Origin of the sequence: Nocardia puris (assembly GCF_036051655.1) — a bacterium.
Lineage (GTDB): Bacteria > Actinomycetota > Actinomycetes > Mycobacteriales > Mycobacteriaceae > Nocardia > Nocardia puris.
The window spans coordinates 3,198,414-3,224,710 of record NZ_CP107943.1 but is presented as its reverse complement, the minus strand read 5'-3'; the positions used below and the strand labels follow the sequence as shown (position 1 = coordinate 3,224,710).

The following is a 26,297-nucleotide window of genomic DNA, read 5'->3' as shown; positions in this document are numbered from 1 at the left end:
CGAGCGCTCCACGCACCTCACCGAGCAGTTCAGCGCTCCCCGCGAACCTCACTCAGAAACCACTCCCCGCCCCTCGCTCAGAACCGATACACCCGCCGCGCATTGGCGGTCGTGATCTCCGCCAACTCCCGCGGATCCTGCCCGCGCAACTCGGCCAGCGCCCGCACCGTGTACGGCAGGCAGTACGGCTCGTTGGGCGCGCCCCGGAACGGATGCGGGGTCAGGTAGGGGGCGTCGGTCTCCACCAGAATCTGCTCGTCGGGCACCACCTTGGCGGCCTCGCGCAGCTCGTGGGCGTTCTTGAAACTCACCGTGCCGGAGAAGCTGAGCACATACCCCTCCGCGACGCAGGACAGCGCCATGTTCGTGTCGGAGGAGAAGCAGTGGAAGATCACGGTCGGCGGCGCGCCCTCGTCCAGCAGCACCGTGAGCAGGTCGTGGTCGGCCTCGCGGTTGTGGATCATGAGCGGTTTGCGCACCCGCTTGGCCAGGTCGATATGCCAGCGGAAGCCCTCGACCTGGGTCTCGATATCGGCGCAGCCGTCCAGCTTGCCGGGCCAGTAGTAGTCGAGCCCGGTCTCGCCCACCGCGACCACGCGGGGATCGCCCGCCAGGGTTTCCAACTCGGCCTTGGCCGCGTCGTCGAGCGCGTTGGCACGGGTGGGATGCAGCGCCACGGCCGCGTACACGCGCGGGTCCCAGTGCGCGGCCTCGACGGCCCACCGGGCGGCGGCCAGGTCGTCGGCCACCGTCACCACGCGGCCCACACCCACCGATTCGGCGCGGTCGACGATCACCGCGGTCGACGCCGCGTCGGTCGCACCGCACGCGTCCAGGTGGGTGTGCGCGTCCACCAGCGGGGTCAGCGGTTCGGGCAATTCGGGCGCGGAACGCTTGGCGCTCATCGGCACTCACCCGCGAGCCGGACCGGCGCGCCGGGGCCGGAGACACAGACACGGATATTCACGTGGGCGACGGAATGCACGCGCACTACAGTAGAGCCACCATGACTGCAGCCGGACGCACAGCATCCTCTGGTGCCGAGGCACCAGCCTTCTACATCACCACGGCCATCGCGTACCCGAACGGTGCGCCGCATATCGGGCACGCCTACGAGTACATCTCGGCCGACGCCCTGGCCCGGTTCAAACGGCTCGACGGGTACGACGTCTTCTTCATGACGGGTACCGACGAGCACGGCCAGAAGATGCAGCAGGCCGCGGCGGCGGAGGGCGTTCCGGTCCAGGAGCTGGCGCGGCGCAACTCCGACGTGTTCGAGCAGCTCGACAAGACCCTCGACATCTCCTACGACCGCTTCATCCGCACCACCGACGAGGATCACAAGCGCGCCAGCATCGCGATCTGGGAGCGGATGCTCGCCGCGGGCGACATCTACCTGGACAACTACTCCGGCTGGTACTCGGTGCGCGACGAGGCGTTCTACACCGAGGAGGAGACCACCCTGCTCGACGACGGCACTCGCGTCTCCACCGAGACGAACACGCCCGTCGAGTGGACCGAGGAGTCCAACTTCTTCTTCCGGCTCTCGAAGTACCAGGACCGCCTGCTCGCGCTCTACGAGGAGCACCCCGAGTTCATCGCGCCCGCCACGCGCCGCAACGAGATCGTCAGCTACGTGAAGGCCGGGCTGAAGGATCTGTCCATCTCGCGCACCACGTTCGACTGGGGCGTGCCGGTGCCCGACCATCCCGACCACGTCATGTACGTGTGGGTGGACGCGCTCACCAACTACCTCACCGGAGTCGGCTTCCCCCAGACGGATTCGGCGGCGTTCACCAAGTTCTGGCCCGCCGACGTGCACATCATCGGCAAGGACATCACCCGATTCCACACCGTGTACTGGCCGGCGTTCCTGATGTCGGCCGGCGTCGAACTGCCGAAACGCGTGTTCGTGCACGGGTTCCTGTACAACAAGGGCGAGAAGATGTCGAAGTCGGTCGGCAACGTGGTCGACCCGCTCGAGCTCGTGAACGAGTACGGCGTCGACGCGGTGCGCTTCTTCCTGCTGCGCGAGATCTCCTACGGCCAGGACGGCAGCTACAGCCACGAGGCGATCGTCTCCCGCATCAACAGCGATCTGGCCAACGAGTTCGGCAACCTGGTGCAGCGCAGTCTGACCATGGTGAACAAGAACTGCGGCGCGGCCGTGCCCACGCCCGGTGAGTTCACCGACGAGGACCGCGCACTGCTGGACCGCGCGCACGGCCTGCTGGAGCGCTGCCGCGCCGAATTCGACGCGCAGCAGATGCATTTGGCGCTCGAGGCGATCTGGCTGACGCTGGGCGAGACGAACAAGTACTTCTCCGCCCAGGCGCCGTGGGCGCTGCGCAAATCGGGCACCGAGGCGGACCTGGCCCGGATGGCGACCGTGCTGTACGTGACGCTGGAGGTGGTGCGTATCGTCGCGCTACTGGTGCAGCCGGTGCTGCCCGCGTCGTCGGCGAAGATCCTGGACCTGCTCGCGCAGGAGGGCCGCACCTTCGCCGACATCGCCACCCCACTCACGCCCGGCACCCCGCTGCCCGCACCGGAGCCCGTGTACCCGCGCTACCTGGACAAGAAGGACGCGTAATCGCTGGACGCAGATACGTGGCGCGCGGTGTTCCCGGCGGATATCGCATCTGGGACAACAAGAATCGCCGCTACCGGGGTGAGCTGTACGAGCTGTGCCCCGACGATCTGCTGACGGAGCTGAACGGGGCGCGCGACTACGCCCGGATCACCGCGTTGCTGCGGCGGTACCGGGCGTTGCGGCGGTGAGCCTCGCCCCGTCGCCCGCTCAGATCCAGCGCGCGAGCAGGCGGTTCGCCTCCTCGGCGAGGGCGGCCTGGAGGAACGGGCCGAAGCTGATGCGGGCGACGCCCTGCGCGGCGAGTTCGGCCTTGTCGGACTTGTCCGGCAGGCCGATCGCGTTGACGGGCAGCGGGAGTTCGGCGGTGAGCCTGCGCTGCACGTCGGCCGCGTGCCTGCCGACCGGGTAGAGCACGTCGGCGCCCGCGTCGGCGGCCAGCTTCAGCCGGGCGATCACGCGGTCGACCCGGTCGGACTCGTCGCCGTCCTGGCGCAGGAACAAGTCGGTGCGCGCGTTGACCACCAGGTGCACGCCCGCGGCGTCGGCGTACTCGCGCAAGCCGTGCACCAGTTCGGCGTGCTCCTCCGCGCCGCGCAGGCGCTTGCCCTCGCCGTGCACGGTGTCCTCGATATTGAGCCCCACCGCGCCCACCTCGAGCAGGCCCTCGACGAGCTGGGCCGGGCCGAGCCCGTAGCCGGATTCGATGTCGACCGAGACGGGCACGTCGACGGCGCCGGTGATCTGGCGGACCCGGGTGAGCAGTTCGGTGAAGGTCATCCCCTCGCCGTCGGCGCGCCCCACCGAATCGGCGACGGGGTGCGAGCCCAGGGTGAGCGCCGAGAATCCGGCCGCCACAGCGAGATTCGCCGACCACGCGTCCCACACGGTGGGCAGGACCACCGGGTCGCCCGGACGGTGCAGCGCGAGCAGGACATTGGCCTTGCTTTCGAGAGAGGTCATATCCCGATCATCCCCGGCGGTGCGGTACTCATGCACGGGCGACACACGAACAGCGGGTGAACCGCTCGCTCGGCGGGGAGATTCGACAACTCGGCCCGAGCCGTGCCGTCGCCGCTGCGCGGCGCCCTCGTGGCCCGGTTCGCGGCGAACGGCGTCGATCACCGCGTGGTCACCGGCACCGGGCAGCACACGGAACTGAACGCGGCGATGTGGGCGGCGATGACGGAGTTCCTGGCCCAGCTGCGCGCCGCGCCCACCGAACGCTGAGGTAGGAACCCGCACAGATAATCGGTGTCTCCCGGCGCGCGCCGTGCGGCGCGCAGTACCCTGCGGGTGCCGTATCGGGCTAGTGAGATGGGGATGCCGTGGTGCTAGGTGTGGGGCGGCGGCGGATCGGCCGCCGTGACTTCCGGGGCGCGAAAGTGCTGGTGACGGGGGCGGCCAGCGGGATAGGGCGGGCGACGGCGCTGGCGGTGGCCGAGGCGGGCGGTGAGCTGGTGCTCACCGATATCAACGCCGAGGGGCTGGCCGCCACGGTCGCCGATATCGAGGCGGCGGGCGGACAGGTGCCGGCCTGGCGCGCGTTCGACATCACCGATTACGAGGCGGTGGCCGCGTTCGCCGTCGACGTGCACGCCGCGCACGGCAGCCTGGACGTGGTGATGAACGTGGCGGGCACGTCGACCTGGGGCACGGTGGAGAACCTCGAGCACCGGCACTGGAAGCGGATGGTCGACATCAACCTGATGGGCCCGATCCACGTGATCGAGAGCTTCGTGCCGGAGATGGTGCGGGCCGGGCGGGGTGGCGCGCTGGTGAACGTGTCGTCGGCGGCTGGGCTGCTGGCGCTGCCGTGGCACGCCGCCTACAGCGCGGGCAAGTACGGCATCCGCGGGGTGTCCGATGTGCTGCGCTTCGATCTGGAACGCCACGGCATCTCGGTGCACCTGGTCGCGCCCGGCGCGGTGAACACGCCGCTGGTGCACAGCTTCGAACTGGTCGGCGTCGACAAGGACGATCCGAAGGTGCGCCGGTTCACAAAGGTGTTCACCAAGCACGCGGTCGCGCCGGAGAAGGTGGCGGCGGCGATCCTGCGCGGTGTCACGCGCAACCACTACCTGATCTACAGCTCGTTCGACATCCGGTTCGGGTACTGGTGGGCGCGCAAGTTCGCCTTCCCCTACGAGTTCGTGATCCGCAGGGCGAGTGCGCAATTCAGCAAGTTGCAGGATTCGCTGACCAAGTAGGGGGTCAGCCCGCCCGCTCGATGGACTTGCTCCCGGACACGCTCTCGATCGGAATCACCAGGGGCGCACCGGAAACCGGATCGGTGATGATCATCGCCCGCAAGCCGAACACGGCCTCGAGCAGATCCGGCGTCAGCACCTCGGCGGGCGCGCCGGTGGCCACGACCGCGCCCTCGCGCAGGACGACGAGGTGGTCGGCGTAGCGGGCGGCCTGGTTGAGGTCGTGCAGCACCAGCACCAGGGTGCGCCCGTCCTCGGCGTTGAGCCTGCGGCACAGCTCCAGCACGTCGAGCTGGTGGGCGATGTCGGGGTAGGTCGTGGGTTCGTCCAGCAGCAGCACCGGCGTGTCCTGCGCGAGCACCATGGCCAGCCAGACCCGCTGCCGCTGCCCGCCGGACAGTTCCTCGACGGGCCGGTCGGCCAGCGCGGTGATCGACGTCGCCGCCATCGCCTTCGCCACCACGCGCTCGTCCTCGGGCGACCACTGTCGCAGCAGCCGCTGGTGCGGGAACCGCCCGCGTGCGACGAGATCCGCGACGCAGATGCCGAACGGCGCGACCGAGGTCTGCGGTAGCAGGCCGAGCCGGCGCGCCACCTCCTTCGCCGAATACTTGTGGATGTCCTTGCCGTCCAGGATCACCTGCCCGGCGTCGGGGACCAGCAGGCGCGAAAGTGCCCGCAGCAGCGTCGATTTGCCGCAGGCGTTGGGCCCGAGGATGACGGTGATCGCCCCCGCCGGGATGTCGACGCTGAGATCGCTCGCCACCCGCCGCGAGTCGTAGGACAGGTCCAGTCCCACCCCGCGCAGGGGTGTGGTGTCGGCCTCTGGCATGTGATCCCTCCGCTACACCTGTTTCGACCGGCTGAGCAGCCAGATGAGATAAAGGCCGCCGACGATGCCGGTCATGCGGCCGATGGGCACGCTCGCCCCGATCGGCAGGGTCCGGGTGATCACGTCGGCGGTGACCAGCAGGAACGCGCCCATCGCCGCCGCGCTGAAGACCGGCAGCGTGGTCGATCGGGTGAGCCGCAGCACCAGTTGCGGTGCGGCGAGGGCGATGAAGGCGATCGGCCCGGCCGCGCCGGTGGCCAGCGCGGCCAGCAGGACCGCGCCGAAGATCAGCGACAGCCGGACGCGTTCGACAGGCACGCCGAGCTGGCCCGCGATGTCGTCGCCCATCTCCATCAGCGTCGAATGCCGCGCGATCACCGCGATCAGCGGGACGATCACCAGCACGCCGATCAGCACCGGCACGGCGTGCATCCACTTGCGCGACTCCAGAGAGCCGGCCAGCCACATATCGGCCGCGATCGCGTTGTCCAGATCGCCCTTCACGAGCATGAGACCGTTGAGCGCGGCCAGCACCTCGCCGACGCCGATACCGGTGAGCACCAACCGGTATCCGCCGGTAACTCCGGCTTTCACCGACAGCAGGTACACCACGACAGCGGTCGCGACGCCGCCCAGGATCGCACCGAGCGCGACCTGCAACGGGCCCGCGCCGAAGAAGACGATCTGCGCGATCGCGCCCGTCGCGGCGCCCGTGGTGAAGCCGATGACGTCGGGCGAGCCGAGCGCGTTGCGCGATACCGACTGGAACACCGCGCCCGAGACGCCGAGCGCCGCCCCCGCGCACACGGCCGTCACCACGTGCGGCAGCCGGATGTCGCGGATGATCCGCTCGTACCGGCCGCCGTCGCCGCCGGTGAGGGTGGCCAGGATGTCGGCGACCGGGATCGGCAGCGTGCCGAGCGTCATCGCGTAGACCGCGCCCGCGACCGTGAGCGCGGCGAGAATCGCGGTGACGGTGAGCACTCGGGGCCGGATGACGACGGAGTGCTTGCTCCCCCGCCACACCCGTCCCGTGGTCCGCACCGGCGCGCTCACAGCTGCACCAATCGACGGCGGCGCACCAGAGCGACGAAGAACGGTCCGCCCATGAGCGCGACCATGATGCCGACGCCCACCTCGCCGGGCGGCGCCACCACCCGGCCCAGCGTGTCGGCCGCGACCACCAGCACCGCCGAGATCAGCATCGAGTACGGCAGCACCCAGCGGTGATCGGCGCCCGCGACGAAGCGCGCGATGTGCGGCGCGGTGAGTCCGACGAAACCGATGGGCCCCGCCGCGGCCGTGGCCGCGCCGGCCAGCACGATCACCGCGACCGCCGACAGCGCCCACACCCGCAGCGGTTGCGCGCCCAGCGCCCGGCTCAGGTCGTGGCCGAGCGCGGCCGCGTCCAGCAGCCGGGCCAGCGCGGCCGCCAGGAGCAGGCCAGCGGCGACCAGCGTGACGACCGGGATCAGCACGTCGTAGCCGCGCCCTTGGAGCGAGCCGACCATCCAGTGCCGGAAGCGGTCGAACACGGCTTCCTCGCTGTTGACCAGGATCACCTGGGTGAGCGCGAGCAGCACCACGGTGAGCGCCGCGCCGGCCAGTACCACCCGCACGGGGTGGGTGCCGCGGCCGACGCCGCCGAGCAGGTAGACCGCCGCGCCGGCCAGCGCGGCGCCCGCCAGCCCGAACCACATGTACCCGCTCACGGTGGTGACGCCGAAGAAGGAGATCGCCGCCGCGATCGCGACGGTCGCGCCCGCGTTGACGCCGAGGATGCCGGGATCGGCGAGCGGGTTGCGGGTGAGCGCCTGCATGATCGTGCCCGCCACGCCGAGCGCGCAGCCGACCACGATGCCCAGCAGGGTGCGCGGGATGCGCAGGTGCCGCACCAGCAGGTGATCGCTGTCGGCGGGATCGAACGCGACGATCGCGTCCCAGGTGTCGGCGAGCGGGATCGAGGTGGTGCCGGTGATGATGCCGAGCACGACGAAGACGGCCAGCAGCGCGAGCAGCACCAGCAGGCCGTTGCGGCGCAACGCGCGCTGACGGGCGTGCGGGCGGCGGGTCGGATAGGCGACGGTGGACATGGGGCGGTCGGTGCGCCGGAACGGCCGCCCGCGCCGGGCGGGCGGCCACCCCGTCACTTGCCGAAGTTCTCGACCACGCCGTCGACGATCTCGATGGCGCTGTAGTAGTCCATGCGGAACGAGTTGAGCCCCAGGCCGTACACCTGGTTCGCCTTGACCGACGGCACATTCGCCAGCACCGGATCATCGCGGAACCCGGCGGCGCGGGCGTTGTCGGCGCTGAGGATGAACGTGGTCTCGGCGGTGAGCTTGGTCAGGTTCTCGTAGGCGGTCCACACGAAGTCGGCGCGCGGCTGCGGCTGGGTGTGCCAGCTCGGGTCCGGGTCCTCCACGGTGAAGCCGAGCGCGGTGAGCAGTTCGGCCTGCGCGCCGCCCGCCCTGGCGATCGGGTTGTCCTGGCCGGGGCCGTTGTAGGAGATGATGTTGGCCGTGCCCGCGGGCACGGTGATCTTCGCCTTCGCCTCCGCGACATTCGCGTCGAAGTCCGCGATCACCTGCTCGGCGCGCTCCTCCAGACCGGTGGCGGTGCCGAGCTGGCGCGCGAGCGACTGCCAGGTCTGGCCGCCGTAGTCGACCACGATGGTCGGCGCGATGCGCCCGAGTTCGCCGACCTGGTCGACCAGCGCGTCGCGGCCCGAGGTCACCACCACGATCAGGTCGGGCTCGGCGGCGTACACGGCCTCGACGTCGAAAGTGCCGACCGACCACAGGTTTTCGACCCCGCGCTCGGCGGCCACGTCGGCCCACTGGTCGAAGAACCTGCCCTCGGTGGCGGCGGCGCTGGCCACCACGGGCGCGTCGATCGCCAGCAGGGTGCCGGTGACCGAGACTCCGGTGGAGACGATCCGCTGCGGCTGAGCGGGGATCTCGGTGGTGGTGCCGTCGGCGTTGGTGAAGGTGCGCGGCCAGGCGCCCGACGACGCGGTGTCGCCGGTGGCGGACGTGTCGTCGGAGCCGGAGCACCCGGCAACGGCCAGCACGGCCGCCAAGAGCAGGGCGAGCAGCGCCATGAGACGCGTCCGCGGCGATCTCGACGTGGCAGGCAGGGGTGACATGGGTGCCCTTTCGTCCGACGGGCCCGGACGACCGGGTCACGCTGATGGATCGGTGGCCATACCCGGACTACTTCCAGGCTCTGCCCGCAGAAGTATAGGCTAACCTAAGCCGACCTGGTCAACTCCCCGCAACCGCCCCGTCTCAGCAGGTGGCGGGCTTCGTCGGGCAGTTCAGATGCGTGTCGAGCACGTGCGCGCCGGGGCCTTCCTCACCGAGCCGGTCGTGCTCGTTGACGAGTTTGCAGGTGCCCAGCGAGAGGCAGCCGCAGCCGATGCAGCCGGTGAGGTTGTCGCGCAGGCGGGTCAGCTGATTGATGCGATCGTCGAGGTCCTCGCGCCACAGCGTGGACACCGTCTCCCAGTCGCGACGGGTGGGCGTGCGGCTCTCCGGCAGGCGGTCCAGCGCGTCGCGGATCTGGCTCAGCGGGATGCCGACCCGCTGCGAGATGCGGATGAACGCGACCCGGCGCAGCGTCTCCCTGGTGTACCTGCGCTGATTGCCGCTGGTGCGGCGGCTGGAGATCAGACCCTCCCGTTCGTAGAAGTGCAGTGCGGACACCGCCACTCCGCTACGCTCGGAAAGCTGTCCGGGGGTCAGTTCCTTGGCTCGCCAATCGGCTGTCGACATCACGCTCCTCCATTCACCTCAACAATAGTCGAGGTTTTCTGGGGGCGGAGCGAAACCGGACACCCCGCGCCATTCGGTGGCCGATTTCCGTGCTCCCGGGCCCGCGGCGAACTACGGTCGGAGCATGGGAGCAGATGCTGTGCCCGTGAACGGCGGGACACGCTACGGAGTGACCTCCGAGGTGGGCGCCCTGCGCACGGTGCTGCTGCACCGGCCCGGCGCCGAGCTGCGCAGACTCACCCCGCGCAATAACGATCAGCTGCTGTTCGACGGCATCCCGTGGGTCGAGCGCGCGCAGCAGGAGCACGACCTGTTCGCCGATCTCCTGCGGGCGCGCGGCGTGGAGGTCCTGCTGCTCTCGGACCTGCTCACCGAGACCGTCGCGGTGAGCGGCGCGGCCCGCATCCAGGGCATCTCCAAGGCCGTCGACGCCCGGCGGCTCGGCCACCCGCTGGCCGACGAGCTCGCCGCCTACCTGCGCGGCGTGCCCGCCCCGGAGCTGGCCGAAATCCTCATGGCGGGTATGACTTTCGACGAGCTGCCGTTCGGCCACGACACCACGTCGCTGGTCCGGCGCATGCACCAGGGCGCCGACTTCGTCATCGACCCGCTGCCCAACCTGCTGTTCACCAGGGACTCCTCGTTCTGGGTCGGGCCGAGGGTGGCCATCACCTCGCTGGCGCTGCCCGCGCGGATGCGCGAGACCTCGCTCACCGACCTCATCTACGCCTTCCACCCGCGCTTCCTGGGCGTGCGCCGCGCCTACGAATCGCACACCGCGCCCATCGAGGGCGGCGACGTGCTGCTGCTCGCGCCCGGTGTGGTGGCGGTGGGCGTGGGCGAGCGCACCTCCCCCGCCGGCGCGGAGGCGCTCGCGCGCAGCCTCTTCGACGACGGGCTGGCCCACACCGTGCTGGTGCTCCCGATCGCGCAGACCCGCGCGACCATGCACCTCGATACGGTGTGCACCATGGTCGACACCGACGCCGTGGTCATGTACCCCGCCGTGCGGGACGAATTGCGCGCCTTCACGATTCGCCGCGACGACGATTACACCGCCTACGAGCACGGCGGCGTCACCATGCGCGGGCCCGACCCGTTCCTGCCCGCGGCCGCCGAGGCCATGGGCATCGGCAAACTCCGGGTGATCGACACCGGACTCGACGGCGTCACCGCCGAACGCGAACAGTGGGACGACGGCAACAACACCCTGGCCCTGGCGCCCGGCGTGGTGGTGGCCTACGAGCGCAACGAGATGACCAACGCGCGGCTCACCGACGCGGGCATCGAGGTGTTGCCGATCCCCGGTTCGGAACTGGGCTCGGGCCGCGGTGGCCCGCGCTGCCTGTCCTGCCCCTTGGCCCGCGACGACGTCTGAGGCGACCATGCTGACCACCGTCAGGATCGACCACGACTCGCCCGTTCCCCCGTACGAGCAGCTCCGGCTGGCGGTGGTGGACCGGGTGCGCTCCGGCCGCTTGACCGCGGGCACGAAGATCCCGACCGTGCGCGCGCTGGCCGCCCAACTGGGTCTCGCGCCCAACACCGTCGCCAGGGCCTACCGCGAACTGGAGGCCGACGGCGTGATCGAGACCAGGGGCAGGCAAGGCTCGTTCATCGCGTCCTCCGGCGATCCCACCCGGGACGCGGCCGGGCGCGCCGCCATCGCGTACGTGGCGACCATCCGCCGCCTCGGCCTCGACGACGACGCCGCACTCGGTTTCGTGCGCTCGGCGCTGGAGACGGCGGGCTAGCGCCAGCTCGGCAGCCAGAGGTGGTCCTGCCAGGAGCCGGGCGTGATGGACTGCCCGGTCAGGATCGGCCACAGCCAGGCGAAGTTCACGATCACCAGCGCCAGGTAGAGGCTGACCGCCAGCAGGCCGAGTCCGTAGCGTTCGCTGGGTGGGGCGGGCAGGAACGTGCCCTTGGGACTGCGCGCGACGCGCACCGGCCGCGCGGGCCCCAGGATGTCGCCGAGGACGAGCGCGATGCCCATCATCAGGAACGGGGCCAGCGGCACCGCGTAGAAGAAGTACATCTGGCGGTCCAAGGTGAGGAACCAGGGCAGCAGGCCCGCGCCGTACCCGGTGAGCACCGCCGCGTAGCGCCAGTCGCGGCGCACCACCGCGCGCCACAGCATCCAGCCGAGCACCGGCAGCGCCACCCACCAGATGGCCGGGGTGCCGACCAGCATGACGGCCTTCACGCATTGGGCCTCGCCGCAGCCGCCCACGTTGTTGTCGGCGAAGTAGTACAGCATCGGGCGCAGGCCCATCGGCCAGGTCCACGGCTTGGATTCCCAGGGGTGGTGGTTGCCCGCCGAGTTGGTGAGTTCGGAATGGAAGCGCAGGGATTCACCGCTGTAGAACCACAGCGAGCGCAGCGCGTCGGGGAAGAACGACCACGGGCCGCCTTCGCCGACCTGATTGCCGACGGCGTAGCGGTAGACGCCGGTCTCGCTGGCGAACCAGGCCCAGTAACTGGCCAGATACACCCCGAGCGGGATCACCACCAGCGCGTACAGCGCCGGGCCCACATCGCGCAGCGCGGTGCCCGACCACGGCCTGCGCACGCCGTAGGCGCGGCGGGCGGCGAGGTCGAAGCAGACGCTCATGAGGCCGAACGCGGCGATGTAGTACAGGCCCGACCATTTGGTGCCGCAGGCCAGGCCGAGCAGCACGCCCGCGCCGAACCGCCACCAGCGCACGCCCAGCCGCGGGCCGAACGCGGTGAGCCCGATGCGGCCCTCCGCGTCGACGCGGGCCATCCTGGCGCGCACCTCGTCGCGGTCCACGATCAGGCAGCCGAACGCGGCGACCACGAACACCGCCATGAAGATGTCGAGCATCGCCATGCGCGAGGTGACGAACAGCATGCCGTCGGCGATCACCAGGATGCCCGCGAACGCGCCGACCAGCGTGGAGCGGGCCATGCGCCGCACGATCCTGATCACCAGCAGCACCAGCACGGTGCCCGCCACCGCGGAGGCGAACCGCCAGCCGAAACCGTTGTAGCCGAACAGGAATTCGCCGATGGCGATCATCTGTTTGCCGACCGGCGGGTGCACGATCAGGCCGTAACCGGGGTTGTCCTCGACGCCGCCGCCGGTGAGCATCTGCCACGCGTGCGGCGCGTAGTGCTTCTCGTCGAAGACCGGGGTGCCCGCGTCGGTGGGATAGTGCAGGTTGACGAACCGGGTGATCGCCGCGATCAACGTGAGGAACCCGGTGACGAGCCAGCCGCGCAGGGTGTCGCTGGGCCCGAAATCGGGCGCGGGACGCAGCGGGGCGGGGCTCGACCAGGTGGGCACGGCCCCGGTTACGGTCGCGCGGGAGGTCACCTGGGTCACGCCCCGATCGTATTAGGTCGGTGCGCACCGGCCGCGCATCGGTGACCGAGACACCGCGCGAATCACAGGCGCGCGGTGCGGGTGCTGGGAATCCTCACTTCGCCCGGGCCGCTGCACTCACCCCGACCCGGCAGCCGCGAGCGCGCTTAGTCCGGGTTACGGCGAGAGCAATGGCCAGGCGAACGGTTCGGCATGCCGGGTGGTCCGGCGGTGTCGATAGGCTGGCTCGGGAACTGTGAACCAGAGGTGCGAAGCGGAGGCGTGGTGGCGGACGGGAACGCGGGACGGTTGGTGCTCGCGGCGACGCCGCTGGGCGATATCGGCGACGCCTCGCAGCGGTTGCGCGACGGGCTCACCACCGCCGACGTGGTCGCGGCCGAGGACACCCGGCGCACTCGCTCGCTGGCCAAGGCGCTGGGCGTGGAGATCGGCGGGCGCGTGGTGAGCTTCTACGACCACGTGGAGAACGCGCGCATCCCCGCCCTGCTCGAGGACATCGAGTCCGGCCGCACCGTGCTGCTGGTGACCGACGCGGGCATGCCGTCGGTGAGCGATCCGGGCTACCGGATGGTGGCCGCCTGCGTCGAACGCGGCCTGCCGGTGACCTGCCTGCCCGGACCGTCGGCCGTCACCACCGCGCTGGCGCTGTCCGGAATCCCGGTGGAGCGCTTCTGTTTCGACGGGTTCCCGCCGCGCAAGTCCGGCGCGCGCAAACAGTGGCTGGGCACGCTGCGCACCGAGCCGCGCGCGTGCGTGTTCTTCGAGGCGCCGCACCGGTTGGCCGACTGCCTCGCCGACGCCGTCGACGTGCTGGGACCCGACCGCCGCGCCGCCGTCTGCCGGGAACTCACCAAGACCTACGAGGAAGTCGTGCGCGGCACCCTCGCCGAGCTCGCCGCGTGGGCCGTCGAGGGCGCGCGCGGCGAGATCACGGTGGTGCTGGAGGGCGCCGTCCCCGTCGCCGCCGACCCCGCCGACCTGGTCGAAGCCGTCGAATCCCTCACCGCCGCCGAAGGGTTGCGCCTCAAGGACGCCTGCGCGCGCGTCGCGGCCACCCACAACGTGTCCCGCCGCGAGCTCTACGACGCCGTCCTGGCGTCGCGTGCGGACGACGACTAGGCGATCCCACGGCTCCGGTTCGCCCGTCAACGCCCCAGCACCGCGAGCATGCCCGCGACCGCGCGGGGCCAGGTGAACTGTTCGGCGCGGGAGCGGGCGGCGTGGCGGCGGGCCGGGGCGGGCAGGGCGAGGACGTCGGTGACGGCGCGGGCGAAGGCGCCGGGGTGGTCGGCGGCGACGGCACCGCAGTCGGCGGTGACGATGTCGGCCAAAGCGGACGAGCGGCTGGCGACGACGGGCGTGCCCGCGGCGAGGGCTTCCAGCGCGGCCAAGCCGAAGGTCTCGTGCGGGCCGGGAGCCAGCGAGACATCGGCGGTGGCAAGCAGTTTCGCGACCATCGAGCGATCGCTGATGAATCCGGTGAAGTGCACGGCCGGCTGGCCGCCCGGCAGCGGGGGCAAGGTGCGGGCGCGACGTTCCAGCGCGTCGCGGCGCGGCCCGTCGCCCGCGATCACCAGCCGCACGCCCGCCCCCGCCTTGCGCAGCGCGGCGACCGCCTCGATGCTGCGGTCCACGCGCTTCTCCACCGAGAGCCTGCCGCAGTGCACCAGCAGCGGCTGCCCCGGCACCGCCAGCTCCTCGCGCAACCGCAGGTCGCGCCGGCGCGGGCTGAACAGATCGAGGTCCACCCCCAGCGGCACCAACTCCACGTTCGGCGCGCCGATGCGATCGAACTCCGCGCGCGCGAATTCGGTGGTGCAGACCACGATGTCGTATTCGTCGGCGGTGCGCCGGTTCGCGAGGTCGGCGCCGCGGCGGGCCAGCGGGCCGGGCAGCACCTGCCCGAGCAACCGGTCCAGCCGCTCGTGCGAGATCATCACGCTCGCCACGTCACGGCGGCGCGCCCAGCGCCCGAAACCGCGCAGCGTGAGCCGGTCCGACACCTCCAGCACGTCCGGCCGCAGCCCGGCCAGCACATCGGCCACGCGGCGCGGATCGGCGGCGCGGTAGCCGCCGGTCCACGGAATCGCCAACGCGGGCAACGTGATCCGCACCGCCCCGCCCGGCAGCACCTCCTCGGCCCGCCGCGGCCCCGGCACGATCAGCACCACCTCGTGTCCCGCCGCCACGTACCCGGCGCCGAGGTGATGCAGTGCGGTGCGCAGCCCACCCGACCGCGGACCGTAGAAGTTCGCCAGCTGCACGATGCGCACCCGCCGATCGTCGCAGCGCGACGGACCCTCCCGTGCAACACGTGGTGAACAGTGGGCGAAAAGCTACCGCCCCTCCTAGTGCTTGGCGACCCCGCGCGTCACCCGAGGCAGGTCCAGATCCAGCGGGATCCGCCCCAGCGCCAGATGCGCTTCCACCTGGTCCGACGGCATGGGCCGCGCGATCAGGAACCCCTGGGCCCGGTAGCAGCCGAGACCCACCAAGGTCCGGGCGGCCACGGCGGTCTCCACGCCCTCGCCGACCACGCCCAGCCCGAACGACCCGGCCAGGCCGATGATGGACTTCACGATGGCCAGATCGTCGGTGCTCGCGCCGAGCCGCTGCACGAAACCGCGGTCGATCTTCACCGCGTCCACCGGCAGCGCCTTCAGGTGCGACAGCGAGCTGTAGCCGGTGCCGAAGTCGTCGATGGCGATCTGCACGCCCATCCGCTTGAGCCCGCGCAAGGTCACCTGGGTGCGCGCCAGATCCTGCACCACCACGTGCTCGGTGATCTCCAGGCACACCGAACTGCCGTCGATGCCGAACAGCCGCAGGATGTCCTCGATGCGCTCCACGAAATCCAGGCTCACCAACTGCACCGGCGAGACATTGATGCGCATCACCACGTTGGAAGCCAGTCCGCGCCTGCGCCACTCGGCGAACTGCGCGCAGGCCGAACGGATCACCCAGCGCCCCAGCTCACCCGCCAGGTTGGTGGCCTCGGCCACCGTGACGAACGCGCCGGGCGGCAGCAGGCCCCTGGTGGGATGCATCCACCGCACCAGCGCCTCCAGCGCGACGATCCGCCCGGTGCGCAGGTCCACCTCGGGCTGGTAATGCAACAGCAGCGACCCGTCCGACACCGCGCCGCGCAGGTTCAGCTCCACATCGTCCTGTAGTTCGAACTGCGCGCGCATGGCGTCGGTGAACACCGCGACGCCGTTGCCGCCGCCCGACTTCGCCGACAGCAGCGCGTGATCCGCGCGGCGCAGCACATCGGCGACGGTGGTCTCACCGGGGATGCCGACGGCGACACCCACGCTGGCCCCTCGGCTCACCGACTCCCCGCCGACCTCGACGCGGCGGCCGATGAGCTGCTGGATCCGGGTGGCCTCGAGTTCCGCGGCGACCGCGTCCATGGGTTTGGCGGGCACGATGACGAATTCGTCGCCGCCCAGCCGGGCGATCATGTCGTGCGAGTCGAGGTTCTCGCGCAGTCGCGAGGAGAGGGTGCGGATGAAGTTGTCACCCGCGGTGTGACCCAGGAAATCGTTGAGCGCCTTGAGCCGATCCAGATCCAGGAAGAAGGCCGCGACCGGGCCGGGGCTGCCCGCGCGTAATCGCTCCTCCATGTGCTCGAGCAGCGCGCGGCGGTTGGCCAGGCCGGTCAGGTCGTCGTGCAGGGCGATGTAGCGCAACCGCTCCTCGGCCACCACCCGGGCCTGCACCTGGGCGAACAGCGCGGCGATCGCCTGGAGCACATTGAGCTCCCTGGTGCTCCAGTCCCGGTCGCCCTGTTTGACGAAACCGAGCACGCCGGTGGATTCGCCGCGCGAGACCAGCGGCACGCAGGCCATCGCGACCTGCGGGATGCCGGAGGAGCGCTGGATCGTCTCCTGGTAGTCGGCGTAGCTGCGGCCCGGCCGCACGATCACCGGTTCGGTGGTGTGCTCGAGTTCGCGGAACACCGAATCGGCGTTCTCGAAGTGCACGACGCGCAGCGGATCGGGGTCGGGGATATCGCTGCGGTGCGGCCATTCCGCGACGAGCAGGGTCGCGCGCTGTTCGCGGTCGGTGTGGCGCAGATAGCTGAAATCGACGTCGAAATGCTCGACCAGCCACGACAGCACGCGCTCGCTCGCCGCCACCATCGTGGTGGCGTCGACGCCCATCAACTCGGCGGCGACCTGCGTCACCAGTGAGTCGAGCGTTCGCCGAGGCACCTTGTCTCCGATCGTGCTAGCCGCGGTTGCCCGCACCCGGCACCGGAAGCCGCCTGCTGCGGACCGTGGCTGCTGCCGCGTAGCTCAGGCGAAGCACCAATGCCATGATCTCATGTCCGGGCACTCCCAGCAGGTCCAGGAAACGGCCCTGAAGTGACGTTAGTGTATCCGCGAAACCCGGGGAAATCGCGATCAGCTCATCGGGGTGGCGGGCATAGAGGAACACCGGCGAGACCGGTTGCACGGCCAGACCCCGCCGTCCGGCCTCCAGCCACACCCGTTCCAGGGCCGCCCCCGCCCGCGCGTAATCGGCAAGACCGGGCGCGCGGTCGGGGCACGGCAACGTCACGGCGATCACCGCCGAACTCGATCGCACCCGGTCGCGGGTGTATTCGCCGAGCGCCCGGCCGACCGACCAGTCGCGCAGCCGCGACATCACATCGTCGCGGCCGGCGATGCGCAGCTTGGCCTGTTCGTCGGCGGCCAGTTCCATCGCGCGCACGTCGATTCCGGTGCGCAGGTCCTCGCCCGGCCAGCGCAGTTCGCCGAACATCTCCTCGTGTAGGCGCGGGGTGAGATGGCGCACGCGGTCGGATTCGCCCAGCAGTTCGGCCACCTCGGCCAGGCGCTCGGGGCTGGAGACGGCGCGCACGACACCGCCTTCGGCGGCCGCGGCGGTCTCCAGACCGGCCAGCACCGCGTCGTCGAGCGGTGCGCCGTTGCCCATCCTGCGGTTGGTCTCGCGAGCCAGCGCGGCCGGGTAGTCGCGGGCCAGCAGCGGGTCGGAGCCCACGCCGAACTCGAGCACCGCCGTGAGCCCGGTGCGCTCGTCCTCCACCAGGTGGTGCGGGCCCAGGATGCCGTGCGCCGCGGCCGCCGCGCGTGCGTTGTGCAGCGCGGCGCCGATCGCGACGGCGCTGGCGCGGTAGCCGATGTCCATCGCCGAGGAGCGATGCGGTGCGAGTTCGAGGTGCACGGCGTCACCCAGGTCGCGGATCGTCCACGGCTGGGTGTTGCCGCCCGAGGGCGCGCGCTGGGCGCATTCGAGCACGTTGATCCGGGCGGGGCCGGCGGGCTGCACGGTGGCGGCGCCGTCGTCGTCCCAGTCCAGTTCCTCGACCGGCGCGGGTTCGGCCAACCCGTCGAGCCCGCGTTCCAGGTCGATCCTGGTACGGCCCGAGGACAGCTTGTGGCCCAGGCCGATCCGGCGCACGGCGGCCGCCACGATGGCCGCGCCCAGTTGCACATCGCTGCCCAGCTGCGGCCAGGTGGTGACGGTCTCGTCGATCTCGGCCATGCTGGCCGCCATCCGCGCCGACAGTTCCTTCGGATCGAGAATGCGCATCACGTGTGGCGCCTTGTCGTGGGTGGACAGGCCACGCAGCTCGGCGGCGGTGGTCGCGCCGAGCAACCCGTGGAACGGCGGGCGGTCCGGTTCCAGGTCGTAGCGCTCCACGTCGAACAGGCCGCGGTCGCTGGTGTCCATCAGCAGCGGCAGCCGGTGGCGGCGCGCGCCCTCGCGGACCGCGAATTTCACGTCGAGGGAATCGCATTCCTCCACCACGATCGACAGCCCGTGCAGGAACGCGTCGAGGTTGCGGTCGTCCACGCCGCCGGTGAACACCTCGACCGGCAGGTAGGGGTCGAGTTCGGCGATCCGGCGCGCGGTCACGACGGCCTTGTTCACGCCCAGGTCGAACAGGTTGCCGGGCACCCGGTTCAGATTGGACAGCTCGATCTCGTCGAAGTCGGCCAGCCGCAGCGCGCCGCAGTCGCCCTCCATGGCCAGCGTGTGCGCGATGGCGTGGCCCACGCTCTGCCCGACGATGCCGACGGCCAGCCCGGACAGGCGGCGCTGTTCGGCGCGGGTGAGCTTGTTGCGGTTGCGATCCAGCCGGACCGCGCGGTAGGCGCGTTCGCCGAGCAGGCCGACCAGGGTGCGCCGCCACGGGTAGTACACCCACCGGTCCTGTTCCGGGCCGCCGACGTCACCGGGCGGATTGTGGACGCCCGCGAGTTCGGCGCGCAGCGCGTCGCGCAGGTCGAGGATCCGGATCGTCGGCGATTTGCGCAGGTCGACCAGCACCTGCGCCTGGTCGGGCACGTTCTCGTCGAGGATCAGCGGTCGATGTTCCGCGCCGGGACCGGGGTCACCGTTCATGCCTGAGCCAGTCCTCCGATCCGCGGCTCGCGCGTCGGCGTGCGGTGCGACGGCCACGGCCGGGTGCCGAGCGTCGCGCGTTCCAGGGCGAGAAGCGAACCCTGCAACTTGGTGGCGTGTGTCCGATATGCCCGAGTATCCCACCATAGCGGGACCGTTCGATACCGGTCGTCCGGATACGGCACCGGCGGAATGCCCTTGGCGATACGCCCGCCGCTGGACTCGTAGAGCCGGGCGCTGTGAGCGGCCGCGGTGACGAAACCGTAGCGGGCGCCGAGCAACCAGGCCGCGTGCACCACGCAGCGGGCCACGGCGGCGCCGAGCTGGGACCGGCAGGAGAGACCGGCGCGGGTCACCCAGACGGCCTTGGCCTCCACGACACCCTCGTCCATCCGCTCGGCCAGCGCCTCGCGCAGCGCACCCGCGCCGGGCCTGCCCGTCCACGCGCCGAGGCCGTGCACCTCGTCCGGATTCCGGTAGGGCCCCTGGGCGCGCAATCCGGCGACGACCTGGCCGTCACCGTCCACTGCCGCGAAGAACAGCGAGGTCGAGCGGCCGTCGGCGACCCGGTCGAAGTCCAGTGCGCGCTCGACCCCGTACTGCCGGTAAACGTCCAGCGCACCGGACAGGTAGCGCCGCCACAGGTCGGGGTGGGCGTCCGGGGTGGCCACCTGGACGACGAATCCGGAATGCATGTCGCGAAACCGCAACACCTCGGCATCGCGCGCATCGCCGGCGCCGATCGCGACTGTTTCGACAGTCATGGTGTTCCTACTCCGTTGCCACCGCGCCCGCGCGCGGTTTTCGAGCCGGTCTGACCCACGCTCCCGGCGACTCGCGCTCCGGGAGGGTTTGCCTAGGGCAGTATCCGTCATCTGAAAGAAATTGACCAGGCGTCTGGTTAATCTCCCGGAAACTAATCGGAAGCCCCGAAATCACCGCAGGTCACGGGGTATGAGTTGCTCGAACCCCGGAATATGGAGACCAGTCGGTTCACGAATAGCTAACACATGGCTATCACACCAGGATGGAGATGAACAACTCCACCGATTCCGCACCGCGCCAGACCTCGATCTCCTCCCGGTAGGCGCGGGTGATCTCCGCCGACGCCGTGGCGTCGTCGACTTGTGCCCATACGTCCTCGACGGGGTCGTGGTAGTCCCCGTTCGGTTCGAACCGAGCGTAGACGCCCTTGGGCACCCGCACGAGCAGATCGCCCACCGGAACCGCCGCCGGGTCGGCGTACTCGAAACACACCATGGCGTTGTAGTTTCCGGCGGGATCGGGCACGTACACCGTGTGCATCGGCGCCTCGGCGGCGCCGCGATCGCGCAGCCGGTCCTTGAGGAACTCGATCAGATCGCTGTTGCTGACCTTGAAGCTCGGCCGCACCCTCGGTACCACCAGCCCGCCGTACAGCGCTTCGGCGCGGACCGCGATCGCGTAGGTCATCGTGGATCTACCGCCAGATAGAGATCGATCTTGTAGGCGTGCGGGTAACACTCGAAATCCCCGGTGTAGGTGCGTTTTATGCGGTTGTGCTCTTCGGCGTAGGCGATCTGGGTCCACAGGTCGGTCATCACCTGCGGGAAATTGCCCACCGAGGAGAACCGCGCGTACGGGCCCGCGGGCAGTTTGGCCACCAGGTGGCCGCGGGTCACCTCGCCGAACGACGCGCACTGGTAGCCGACGATCTGGGTGTTGTAGGTGCCGAGTTCCCCGGTGTAGTCGGTGTAGGCGCTGGCGAGCGGGCCGCCGAGTTCCTGATGCAGCACCGCCGCCCAGGCCGCCTCGAGATCGTGGTCACGCAGTTCCCCGAGGGCACGTTTCGGGCTGCGCACCGGGAGCCCGGCAACCCACGTCTCGTCCCGCTCGACGATTTCAAACTGCATGGAAAGACTCTTTCGAGGTGCATCCGGAGGTCCGCCCGCATCCGGTCGGCTAGAAACGCCATGCTATCAACACGATCCCGGCGTCGATGATCACCGGCCCGGCCGGGAGCCACGCCGCGCGCCCGCGCTGAACTGGACGGATGTCCTGAACAACGCCTCCCGAGACAGCGGCGCGCGAGGTCGCGGCACACGCCGTCCACCGGCCGCGCGCGCCGGGACCCACTGCCACTCGACACCTCTCAGCGAAGTCACGGCAACCTTTCAGCGACCATCGCTCCCGGCGTGTCGCGACCCGCGCCGGTCCCCTGCCGCGCGCGGCGCCGGTTTCCTTACCCGGGCAGCGCATCCTGGTCCAGCGGGCGGATCAGGCAGGCCAGGAAACGCGGCGCGGAGCCCGGCATCCGCACGCAGTGCAATTCCACCGCCCGCCACTCCCGGCGCAATGTCAGCAGCCGCACGGCCACCCGCGCCCGGTCCAAGCGGCCGTCCACCAGTTCGCGCAGGCCGGCCAGATACGGGGCGAGGTCGTCTGGGTGTACCAGATGCGTGGTGGCCAGGTTGAATTCGCGGCCCTCGCCCGACGGGTCCAGCCCGCGCGAGGCCGGGTGGTGCCGCCACGCGATGCCCTCCAGCGGCGGCGTCAGCCATTCGACGATCTGCATGGTGCGCGTGTCGATCAGCGCGGCCGTGCCACCGAGCAGCGCGACCGCCGCGTCGTCGCGATAGGTCGGCGGCAGCGGGCCCGGCTCACGGTCGGCGGCCACCTGGATCAGCAAGCCCCGCAACAGGCCACGGTCGTCACCCCGGAAGAACCCGTACACACCGGCGGTGCCGCCGTCGGCGGTGCGCACCTGCATGGCGCCGCGCCAGCGCGGGCCGGGCCGGGGGTCGAGGGCCGCGGCCATCAACCGGTCGCGGTCCTCGCATTCGATGATCCGCGAGAGGAACCACGCGCCGTGCAGCAGTGGATGTCCCGCGGGCAGCACCGGGCCGCCGGTGCCGTCGCTGCGCAACGTCCACTGGTGACTGTCCCACACGAACGCGTCGACCGCGGGTGGCTCGGGCGGCTCCGCCCCCGCCGCGCCGGCCCACAGCCGCACGGCGAGCGGTTCACCGTCGGGGCCCGGGACCGGCAGCGCCAGCACCCGTTGCGGCTCGCCGCGCACCAGGACCTCGCGACTGCTCGGCGCCCGGTCGGCGATCGCCTGCGCGACCACCGAGCCCGCCACCGCGGCCAGCGCGGCGGGCCGGATCGCGCGATGCAGCGACCGCACCCGCGCCGAACCGTCCTTGGCCACGTGCCGGATGCCCTTGTCCGGCTCCGCGCTGTCCACCAGAAACCACATACGCCCTCCCCTTCACGTATATCGGCCGAGCGCCGGAACACCCCTACCCCTGGCGACCGTCCGCCCGCGGATCGGACCGCGGGTATCAGGACACCGACTGTAATCGGCGCAACGGGCAAATGCGCGCGATCGGCCGGCGCCGCCGCCGCGGCGCGCGAGGCCGGACTCCCGCCCGCCGCGCCGGGATATCCTGCACCCGGGGGCCGAAACGCGTTCGGCGCGGAGGGCTCTCGCGCGCCCGCGGCCGGCGGCGAGCGCGCGCCACGTCCGGACGCGCCGGCGAGGAGCCATCGTGACCAGGTTCGCCCACGCCCGCCGCCCCTTGTCCGTCGTCGTGCTGACGCTGCTGGTCGGCGCGCTCGCACTGCTCGGTGCGCCGCACGCCGGCGCCGCCGAAGTCGAGCGCCGCACCTATTCCGGCGCGACGGGCGCGCGCGACTACTACCTGCACGTCCCGGCCGGTCCCACCGCGGGCAAGCCGCTGATGATCTACCTGCACGGGTGCACCGAGCCCGAAAGGCAGCTGGCGGGCACCGGTTTCGCGCTCACCCGGCTGGCCGACGAACTCGGTTTCGTGCTCGCCTACCCGCTCCAGGATCGCGCCGCCAACGAGCGCTGGTGCTGGAACTGGTACGACACCGCGCACCAGCGGCGCGGCGACGGCGAGGCGGCGCTGATCGCGGGCCTCACCACCGCGCTGGCCGAGGAGTTCGGGCTGGACCGCTCGCGCGTCTACGTCGGCGGCTACTCCGCGGGCGGCGGGATGAGCACCGTGCTCGGCGCGGGCTACCCGGACCTCTACGCCGCGATCGCCCCCATGGCGGGCGGGCCGTACGCGCCGAGCACGCGCCCGATGCTGGCCGACCTCACCGGCGCGTCCATCGTCGACGCGATGGGCGAGCGGGCCCGCCCGATGCCCGCGCTGTTCCTCCAGGATCTCGCCGACCAGACCAGCGTGTACCCGCTCGGGCGCGCCAACCTCGCGCAGTGGCTGGCCGCAGGCCGCCGCGCCGGACTGCCTGTCGCGAATACGCCGAGCGCCGTCACCACCCGCACCGATCCGGTGCCGACGACCGTCGAGCACTACCGCGTGGGCGACTGCGAGATCGCCCGCTTCCTCACCCCCGTCGGCCCCGACCACATCGCGGGCGGCCTGATGATGCAATCCGAATGGGGCCTGCCGATGCAGCGGGAGATGATGGATTTCCTGCTCTCGCACCGGCTCGCGCCCGGGCACACCGCCTGCGGCTGACCGGATTCCGGCACAACGCCGGAGTGCCCCTTTCCGTGCAGCCGACAGCACCCCGGCAAATCATTGTGTCCTGGACCACTCCTGCGCTACAGTCGCGATCTGAGACCGGACGGTTCCACAGATCCGGACCAGCCACGGAGGGGCCTCGACGATGAGGACGACTATCCGGCTGAGCGGCGCGGCGCTCACCCTGCTGCTCGCCATAGCCCTGCTCGGCGGACGCGCGAGTGCCGAAGCGCCCACGGCGCAGGAGGAGTTCAACCATCCCGGCGCGCATCCGGTCGCCACCGAGGTGCGCACCGCGCCCTGCCGGGAGTCGATCGCGGGGATGGTCGCGCACATCACCGTGCACCTGTTCGGCAACACCGGCGATCTCGCCTGCTCCCGGGCGTTCCCTTACGGACTGGAATCGCCTGTCGGCGTGCACACCTACTACCCGGCCGACATCGCGGACCTGCCGAGCGCGCCTTTGCTCGTGTACACGCCGGGCATCACCGCCGAGCCGGGCATGTACGAGTCGTTCGCGCGGCGGTTGGCCGGGCACGGCTTCGTGGTCGTGGTGCCCTACGACTTCTTCAACTCGCTGGCCTACGTGCCCGCGCTCGGACTCGGCGCGGCGATACGGGCCGACCGCGATCCGCATTCGCCCCTGCACGGCCGAATCGACCTGAGCCGCACCTTCTTCGGCGGTCACTCCGCGGGCGGTGGCGCGTCCATGCAGATCGCACCCCTCGCCACCGCCGCCGCGGCGGCGATCGATCCCGGGTTCCGGGTGGCGGGGATCCTCGCGGTCGCGCCGGGTCCGGTCGGGATCGGCACCGCGCTGACCGCGCCCACGCTGTTCCTCACCGGCTACAACGATGCCGTGGCCCCCGACTTCGGGTGGGTGCGGTGGTGGCAGTACAACCTCACCGCGAACGCGCCCGCGTGGATCGCGAACGCCCGTGGCGTCGGCCATTTCTCACCGGTCGACGAGGTCGAGCACTTCCGTTCGGCGGGCACGGCCGTCGCCTGGTTGCGCTATCTCGCGTTCGGCGACGAGGCCGCGGCGCGCTGGTTCACTGGCCCGGACTGGCTCCTGCGCACCGATCCCACATACTTCAGCGTGGAACGCAATCCACGCGCCGACGCTCTCGCCGGATGATCCGCACCACGCACGCAGAAGGACTCCCCACCATGTACCTGCGCCGCACCGCACGGGCGACGTTGCTCACCGCGTCCACGCTCCTGACGGCCGCCCTCCTCGCCCCCGCCGCTCCGGCAGCGCCCGCCGACTGCGCCGAACCGGGGATCGGTCAGCGCGCCGAGTTCCGCGACCCCGGCGCGGTCGGGATGGACGCGGCCGCCGTCGCCGACGCGATCGAGTTCGGCAAGCGCACCGGGGCGCACGCGGTACAGGTCTACCGGCACGGCTGCCTGGTCGGCGATCACACGCCCACCGGGAACGTGCCGATGCCGCTGGCCAGCGGTTCCAAGGGCGTCGCCTCGGTGGCCGTGGGACGCGCTATCACGTTGGGGCTGTTCGGAGTGGACGATCCGCTCTCGAAGTTCTTCCCCACCGCCGACGCCGCGCACGCGGGGATCACCGTGCGGCAGGTGCTGAACCAGACCACCGGCATCCACTTCAGCTGGCCCGCCGACGTCGCCGGGCTCACCACCGACTCGGTGCTGCAAAACCTCAGTGCTCCGGTCGAATTCGAGCCCGGCACCACCTTCCAGTACGCGCAGAACGTGCTCGCGTTGCTACCCGAGATCATCGAGATCACCTCCGGCGCGGACTTCCAGGACTTCGTGCAGCGCGAAGTGATGGGCCCGCTGGGCATCGCGCGCGAGAACTGGGTGTGGCTGCGCGACCGCAGCGGCAACACCGCCGTGAACGGCGGATTGGCCATGCGCCCTGACGATCTCGCGCGCATCGGGCGACTGCTGCTGCAGGAAGGCACGTGGGGCGGGCAGCAGCTGATCGATCCCGGCTACATCCGCCGAGCCGCCTCGCCGTCGGAGGCCAACGGCGGCTACGGATTCCTGTGGTGGCTCAACGCGAGCGACACCTACCGCGGGGTGAACGTGCCGATGCCCAAGAGCTACGACCATCCCGTCTTCGTCGGCTCCCCGCGCGACATGTACGCGTTCTCCGGCGCCCTCGGCCAGTTCCTGGTGATGGTGCCCAGCCGCGACCTGGTGATCGTGCGCCTCGGCGTCCCCGCGAGCCTGGGCCGGGGCGATATCTCCAGCGTGCTCACCGGCACCGCGAACCCGGACAACCCCGAACTGTTCCGCCGCCTCTCGGCCGCCGTCACCGACGTGCCCGCCACACCGTACCGGGACCCCTACGCCTACGCCGACACCGGCGGCACGCAGAGCCGCACCCCCGAGGAACTGGCGCAACTGGCCGATCCGATGACCGTCGCCCAGATCCTGCTCGGCGCGGGACCGTACGCGTCCGCGCAATGCAACGTGCTGTGGTGCGACGGGCGACTGCTGCCGCAGGACGTGTTCCGGCTGATCCTGGATACCTCCCACCAGATCGCGGCGGCCAACGCCGCCCTGGGGAACACGCCGAGGTAGAGGTTCGCCCCCGAAATTCGGTGGCTACTCCGCGCGGCGCGCTGCTACTGTTCCGCGCACCATCGACACCGCGACCCAGTCGCACCAAGGAGGATGATCTATGA

25 protein-coding genes are annotated in these 26,297 nt (G+C 70.9%); 10 read left to right on the top strand and 15 right to left on the bottom strand.

Annotation, left to right across the window (positions count from 1 at the left end):
• Positions 1 to 77 precede the first annotated feature (77 nt).
• Positions 78 to 905, bottom strand: coding sequence for a TatD family hydrolase (locus tag OHB21_RS14675; protein ID WP_067513503.1), 828 nt, complete (start codon positions 903 to 905; stop codon positions 78 to 80).
• 101 nt (positions 906 to 1,006) lie between these two features.
• Here OHB21_RS14675 and metG point away from each other — a divergent pair, with 101 nt between their 5' ends.
• Positions 1,007 to 2,593, top strand: coding sequence for a methionine--tRNA ligase (metG, locus tag OHB21_RS14670; RefSeq protein WP_067513501.1), 1,587 nt, complete (start codon positions 1,007 to 1,009; stop codon positions 2,591 to 2,593).
• Positions 2,594 to 2,610: 17 nt separating this feature from the next.
• Positions 2,611 to 2,781 carry a hypothetical protein gene (locus OHB21_RS14665; RefSeq protein ID WP_113975083.1) on the top strand — a complete coding sequence of 57 codons (171 nt, stop codon included), beginning with the start codon at positions 2,611 to 2,613 and terminating at the stop codon, positions 2,779 to 2,781.
• Between the two features lie 19 nt (positions 2,782 to 2,800).
• Here the strand turns inward: OHB21_RS14665 and OHB21_RS14660 are convergent, their stop codons facing one another.
• Positions 2,801 to 3,553 carry an isocitrate lyase/PEP mutase family protein gene (locus OHB21_RS14660; RefSeq protein WP_067513499.1) on the bottom strand — a complete coding sequence of 251 codons (753 nt, stop codon included), beginning with the start codon at positions 3,551 to 3,553 and terminating at the stop codon, positions 2,801 to 2,803.
• A 102-nt stretch (positions 3,554 to 3,655) separates the two neighbouring features.
• On the opposite strand from OHB21_RS14660, the gene OHB21_RS14655 reads away from it, so the two are divergent.
• Complete coding sequence (locus OHB21_RS14655; RefSeq protein ID WP_195124725.1) at positions 3,656 to 3,820, top strand: hypothetical protein; 165 nt, start codon at positions 3,656 to 3,658, stop codon at positions 3,818 to 3,820.
• A 125-nt stretch (positions 3,821 to 3,945) separates the two neighbouring features.
• Complete coding sequence (locus tag OHB21_RS14650) at positions 3,946 to 4,800, top strand: SDR family oxidoreductase (protein WP_067513544.1); 855 nt, start codon at positions 3,946 to 3,948, stop codon at positions 4,798 to 4,800.
• Between the two features lie 4 nt (positions 4,801 to 4,804).
• Here OHB21_RS14650 and OHB21_RS14645 read toward each other — a convergent pair whose 3' ends face one another.
• The 5 genes from OHB21_RS14645 to soxR form a co-directional block, all read right to left on the bottom strand.
• Complete coding sequence (locus tag OHB21_RS14645; protein ID WP_195142436.1) at positions 4,805 to 5,632, bottom strand: ABC transporter ATP-binding protein; 828 nt, start codon at positions 5,630 to 5,632, stop codon at positions 4,805 to 4,807.
• 12 nt (positions 5,633 to 5,644) lie between these two features.
• Positions 5,645 to 6,688 (bottom strand): FecCD family ABC transporter permease, encoded by a 1,044-nt coding sequence (locus OHB21_RS14640; RefSeq protein WP_324192283.1) that lies wholly within the window; start codon positions 6,686 to 6,688, stop codon positions 5,645 to 5,647.
• Positions 6,685 to 7,725, bottom strand: a complete 1,041-nt coding sequence (locus OHB21_RS14635) for a FecCD family ABC transporter permease (protein WP_084538105.1) — start codon at positions 7,723 to 7,725, stop codon at positions 6,685 to 6,687. Before OHB21_RS14635 ends, OHB21_RS14640 begins: the two co-directional genes overlap by 4 nt.
• Before the next feature lie 53 nt (positions 7,726 to 7,778).
• Positions 7,779 to 8,735, bottom strand: coding sequence for a Fe2+-enterobactin ABC transporter substrate-binding protein (gene fepB, locus OHB21_RS14630; RefSeq protein WP_195124723.1), 957 nt, complete (start codon positions 8,733 to 8,735; stop codon positions 7,779 to 7,781).
• A gap of 187 nt (positions 8,736 to 8,922) precedes the next feature.
• Positions 8,923 to 9,408, bottom strand: coding sequence for a redox-sensitive transcriptional activator SoxR (gene soxR / locus OHB21_RS14625; protein ID WP_195124722.1), 486 nt, complete (start codon positions 9,406 to 9,408; stop codon positions 8,923 to 8,925).
• Positions 9,409 to 9,532: 124 nt separating this feature from the next.
• Between soxR and arcA the strand changes: the two genes are divergently transcribed.
• Positions 9,533 to 10,786, top strand: a complete 1,254-nt coding sequence (gene arcA, locus OHB21_RS14620) for an arginine deiminase (protein ID WP_195124721.1) — start codon at positions 9,533 to 9,535, stop codon at positions 10,784 to 10,786.
• Between the two features lie 7 nt (positions 10,787 to 10,793).
• Positions 10,794 to 11,162, top strand: a complete 369-nt coding sequence (locus tag OHB21_RS14615) for a GntR family transcriptional regulator (RefSeq protein ID WP_067513492.1) — start codon at positions 10,794 to 10,796, stop codon at positions 11,160 to 11,162.
• Here OHB21_RS14615 and OHB21_RS14610 read toward each other — a convergent pair.
• Complete coding sequence (locus tag OHB21_RS14610; protein WP_195142434.1) at positions 11,159 to 12,757, bottom strand: dolichyl-phosphate-mannose--protein mannosyltransferase; 1,599 nt, start codon at positions 12,755 to 12,757, stop codon at positions 11,159 to 11,161. The two genes, OHB21_RS14615 and OHB21_RS14610, sit on opposite strands and share 4 nt — an antisense overlap.
• Positions 12,758 to 13,021: 264 nt before the next feature.
• Between OHB21_RS14610 and rsmI the strand changes: the two genes are divergently transcribed.
• Positions 13,022 to 13,876, top strand: coding sequence for a 16S rRNA (cytidine(1402)-2'-O)-methyltransferase (gene rsmI / locus OHB21_RS14605; protein WP_067513541.1), 855 nt, complete (start codon positions 13,022 to 13,024; stop codon positions 13,874 to 13,876).
• Between the two features lie 26 nt (positions 13,877 to 13,902).
• On the opposite strand, the gene OHB21_RS14600 is transcribed toward rsmI, so the two are convergent.
• The 7 genes from OHB21_RS14600 to OHB21_RS14570 all read right to left on the bottom strand — a co-directional run bounded on the left by OHB21_RS14600 (position 13,903) and on the right by OHB21_RS14570 (position 22,373).
• Positions 13,903 to 15,030, bottom strand: coding sequence for a glycosyltransferase (locus tag OHB21_RS14600; protein WP_195142433.1), 1,128 nt, complete (start codon positions 15,028 to 15,030; stop codon positions 13,903 to 13,905).
• A gap of 75 nt (positions 15,031 to 15,105) precedes the next feature.
• Entirely contained in the window at positions 15,106 to 16,974 is a 1,869-nt protein-coding gene (locus OHB21_RS14595; RefSeq protein WP_267898904.1) for a putative bifunctional diguanylate cyclase/phosphodiesterase, read from the bottom strand.
• A 16-nt stretch (positions 16,975 to 16,990) separates the two neighbouring features.
• Entirely contained in the window at positions 16,991 to 19,135 is a 2,145-nt protein-coding gene (locus OHB21_RS14590) for an Rv1355c family protein (RefSeq protein ID WP_195124719.1), read from the bottom strand.
• Positions 19,132 to 19,899: a hypothetical protein gene (locus OHB21_RS14585; RefSeq protein WP_195124718.1), complete on the bottom strand. Its 768-nt coding sequence runs from the start codon at positions 19,897 to 19,899 to the stop codon at positions 19,132 to 19,134. The genes OHB21_RS14590 and OHB21_RS14585 overlap by 4 nt, the downstream gene beginning before the upstream one ends.
• A gap of 253 nt (positions 19,900 to 20,152) precedes the next feature.
• Positions 20,153 to 20,587: an effector binding domain-containing protein gene (locus OHB21_RS14580; protein WP_067513484.1), complete on the bottom strand. Its 435-nt coding sequence runs from the start codon at positions 20,585 to 20,587 to the stop codon at positions 20,153 to 20,155.
• Positions 20,584 to 21,027 carry a GyrI-like domain-containing protein gene (locus OHB21_RS14575; RefSeq protein WP_067513482.1) on the bottom strand — a complete coding sequence of 148 codons (444 nt, stop codon included), beginning with the start codon at positions 21,025 to 21,027 and terminating at the stop codon, positions 20,584 to 20,586. The genes OHB21_RS14580 and OHB21_RS14575 overlap by 4 nt, the downstream gene beginning before the upstream one ends.
• Before the next feature lie 329 nt (positions 21,028 to 21,356).
• The gene (locus tag OHB21_RS14570) at positions 21,357 to 22,373 is read right to left on the bottom strand and encodes a GAF domain-containing protein (RefSeq protein ID WP_195142432.1); all 1,017 of its coding nucleotides are present in this window, start codon (positions 22,371 to 22,373) and stop codon (positions 21,357 to 21,359) included.
• 292 nt (positions 22,374 to 22,665) lie between these two features.
• Here OHB21_RS14570 and OHB21_RS14565 point away from each other — a divergent pair, with 292 nt between their 5' ends.
• From OHB21_RS14565 to OHB21_RS14555, 3 genes are all read left to right on the top strand, one after another.
• Positions 22,666 to 23,625 carry an extracellular catalytic domain type 1 short-chain-length polyhydroxyalkanoate depolymerase gene (locus OHB21_RS14565; protein WP_147265788.1) on the top strand — a complete coding sequence of 320 codons (960 nt, stop codon included), beginning with the start codon at positions 22,666 to 22,668 and terminating at the stop codon, positions 23,623 to 23,625.
• Between the two features lie 151 nt (positions 23,626 to 23,776).
• The gene (locus OHB21_RS14560; protein ID WP_067513859.1) at positions 23,777 to 24,769 is read left to right on the top strand and encodes a poly(ethylene terephthalate) hydrolase family protein; all 993 of its coding nucleotides are present in this window, start codon (positions 23,777 to 23,779) and stop codon (positions 24,767 to 24,769) included.
• Entirely contained in the window at positions 24,766 to 26,193 is a 1,428-nt protein-coding gene (locus OHB21_RS14555) for a serine hydrolase domain-containing protein (RefSeq protein ID WP_067513860.1), read from the top strand. The genes OHB21_RS14560 and OHB21_RS14555 overlap by 4 nt, the downstream gene beginning before the upstream one ends.
• Positions 26,194 to 26,297 lie beyond the last annotated feature (104 nt).

What these genes read in the sequence shown, in the direction of transcription:
- OHB21_RS14675 (WP_067513503.1), bottom strand. Translation starts at nt 905, where the DNA reads ATGAGCGCCAAGCGTTCCGCGCCCGAATTGCCCGAACCGCTGACCCCG.
- metG (WP_067513501.1), top strand. Translation starts at nt 1,007, where the DNA reads ATGACTGCAGCCGGACGCACAGCATCCTCTGGTGCCGAGGCACCAGCC.
- OHB21_RS14660 (WP_067513499.1), bottom strand. Translation starts at nt 3,553, where the DNA reads ATGACCTCTCTCGAAAGCAAGGCCAATGTCCTGCTCGCGCTGCACCGT.
- OHB21_RS14645 (WP_195142436.1), bottom strand. Translation starts at nt 5,632, where the DNA reads ATGCCAGAGGCCGACACCACACCCCTGCGCGGGGTGGGACTGGACCTG.
- OHB21_RS14635 (WP_084538105.1), bottom strand. Translation starts at nt 7,725, where the DNA reads ATGTCCACCGTCGCCTATCCGACCCGCCGCCCGCACGCCCGTCAGCGC.
- fepB (WP_195124723.1), bottom strand. Translation starts at nt 8,735, where the DNA reads ATGGCGCTGCTCGCCCTGCTCTTGGCGGCCGTGCTGGCCGTTGCCGGG.
- soxR (WP_195124722.1), bottom strand. Translation starts at nt 9,408, where the DNA reads ATGTCGACAGCCGATTGGCGAGCCAAGGAACTGACCCCCGGACAGCTT.
- arcA (WP_195124721.1), top strand. Translation starts at nt 9,533, where the DNA reads ATGGGAGCAGATGCTGTGCCCGTGAACGGCGGGACACGCTACGGAGTG.
- OHB21_RS14615 (WP_067513492.1), top strand. Translation starts at nt 10,794, where the DNA reads ATGCTGACCACCGTCAGGATCGACCACGACTCGCCCGTTCCCCCGTAC.
- OHB21_RS14590 (WP_195124719.1), bottom strand. Translation starts at nt 19,135, where the DNA reads ATGAACGGTGACCCCGGTCCCGGCGCGGAACATCGACCGCTGATCCTC.
- OHB21_RS14585 (WP_195124718.1), bottom strand. Translation starts at nt 19,899, where the DNA reads ATGACTGTCGAAACAGTCGCGATCGGCGCCGGCGATGCGCGCGATGCC.
- OHB21_RS14580 (WP_067513484.1), bottom strand. Translation starts at nt 20,587, where the DNA reads ATGACCTACGCGATCGCGGTCCGCGCCGAAGCGCTGTACGGCGGGCTG.
- OHB21_RS14575 (WP_067513482.1), bottom strand. Translation starts at nt 21,027, where the DNA reads ATGCAGTTTGAAATCGTCGAGCGGGACGAGACGTGGGTTGCCGGGCTC.
- OHB21_RS14570 (WP_195142432.1), bottom strand. Translation starts at nt 22,373, where the DNA reads ATGTGGTTTCTGGTGGACAGCGCGGAGCCGGACAAGGGCATCCGGCAC.
- OHB21_RS14560 (WP_067513859.1), top strand. Translation starts at nt 23,777, where the DNA reads ATGAGGACGACTATCCGGCTGAGCGGCGCGGCGCTCACCCTGCTGCTC.
- OHB21_RS14555 (WP_067513860.1), top strand. Translation starts at nt 24,766, where the DNA reads ATGATCCGCACCACGCACGCAGAAGGACTCCCCACCATGTACCTGCGC.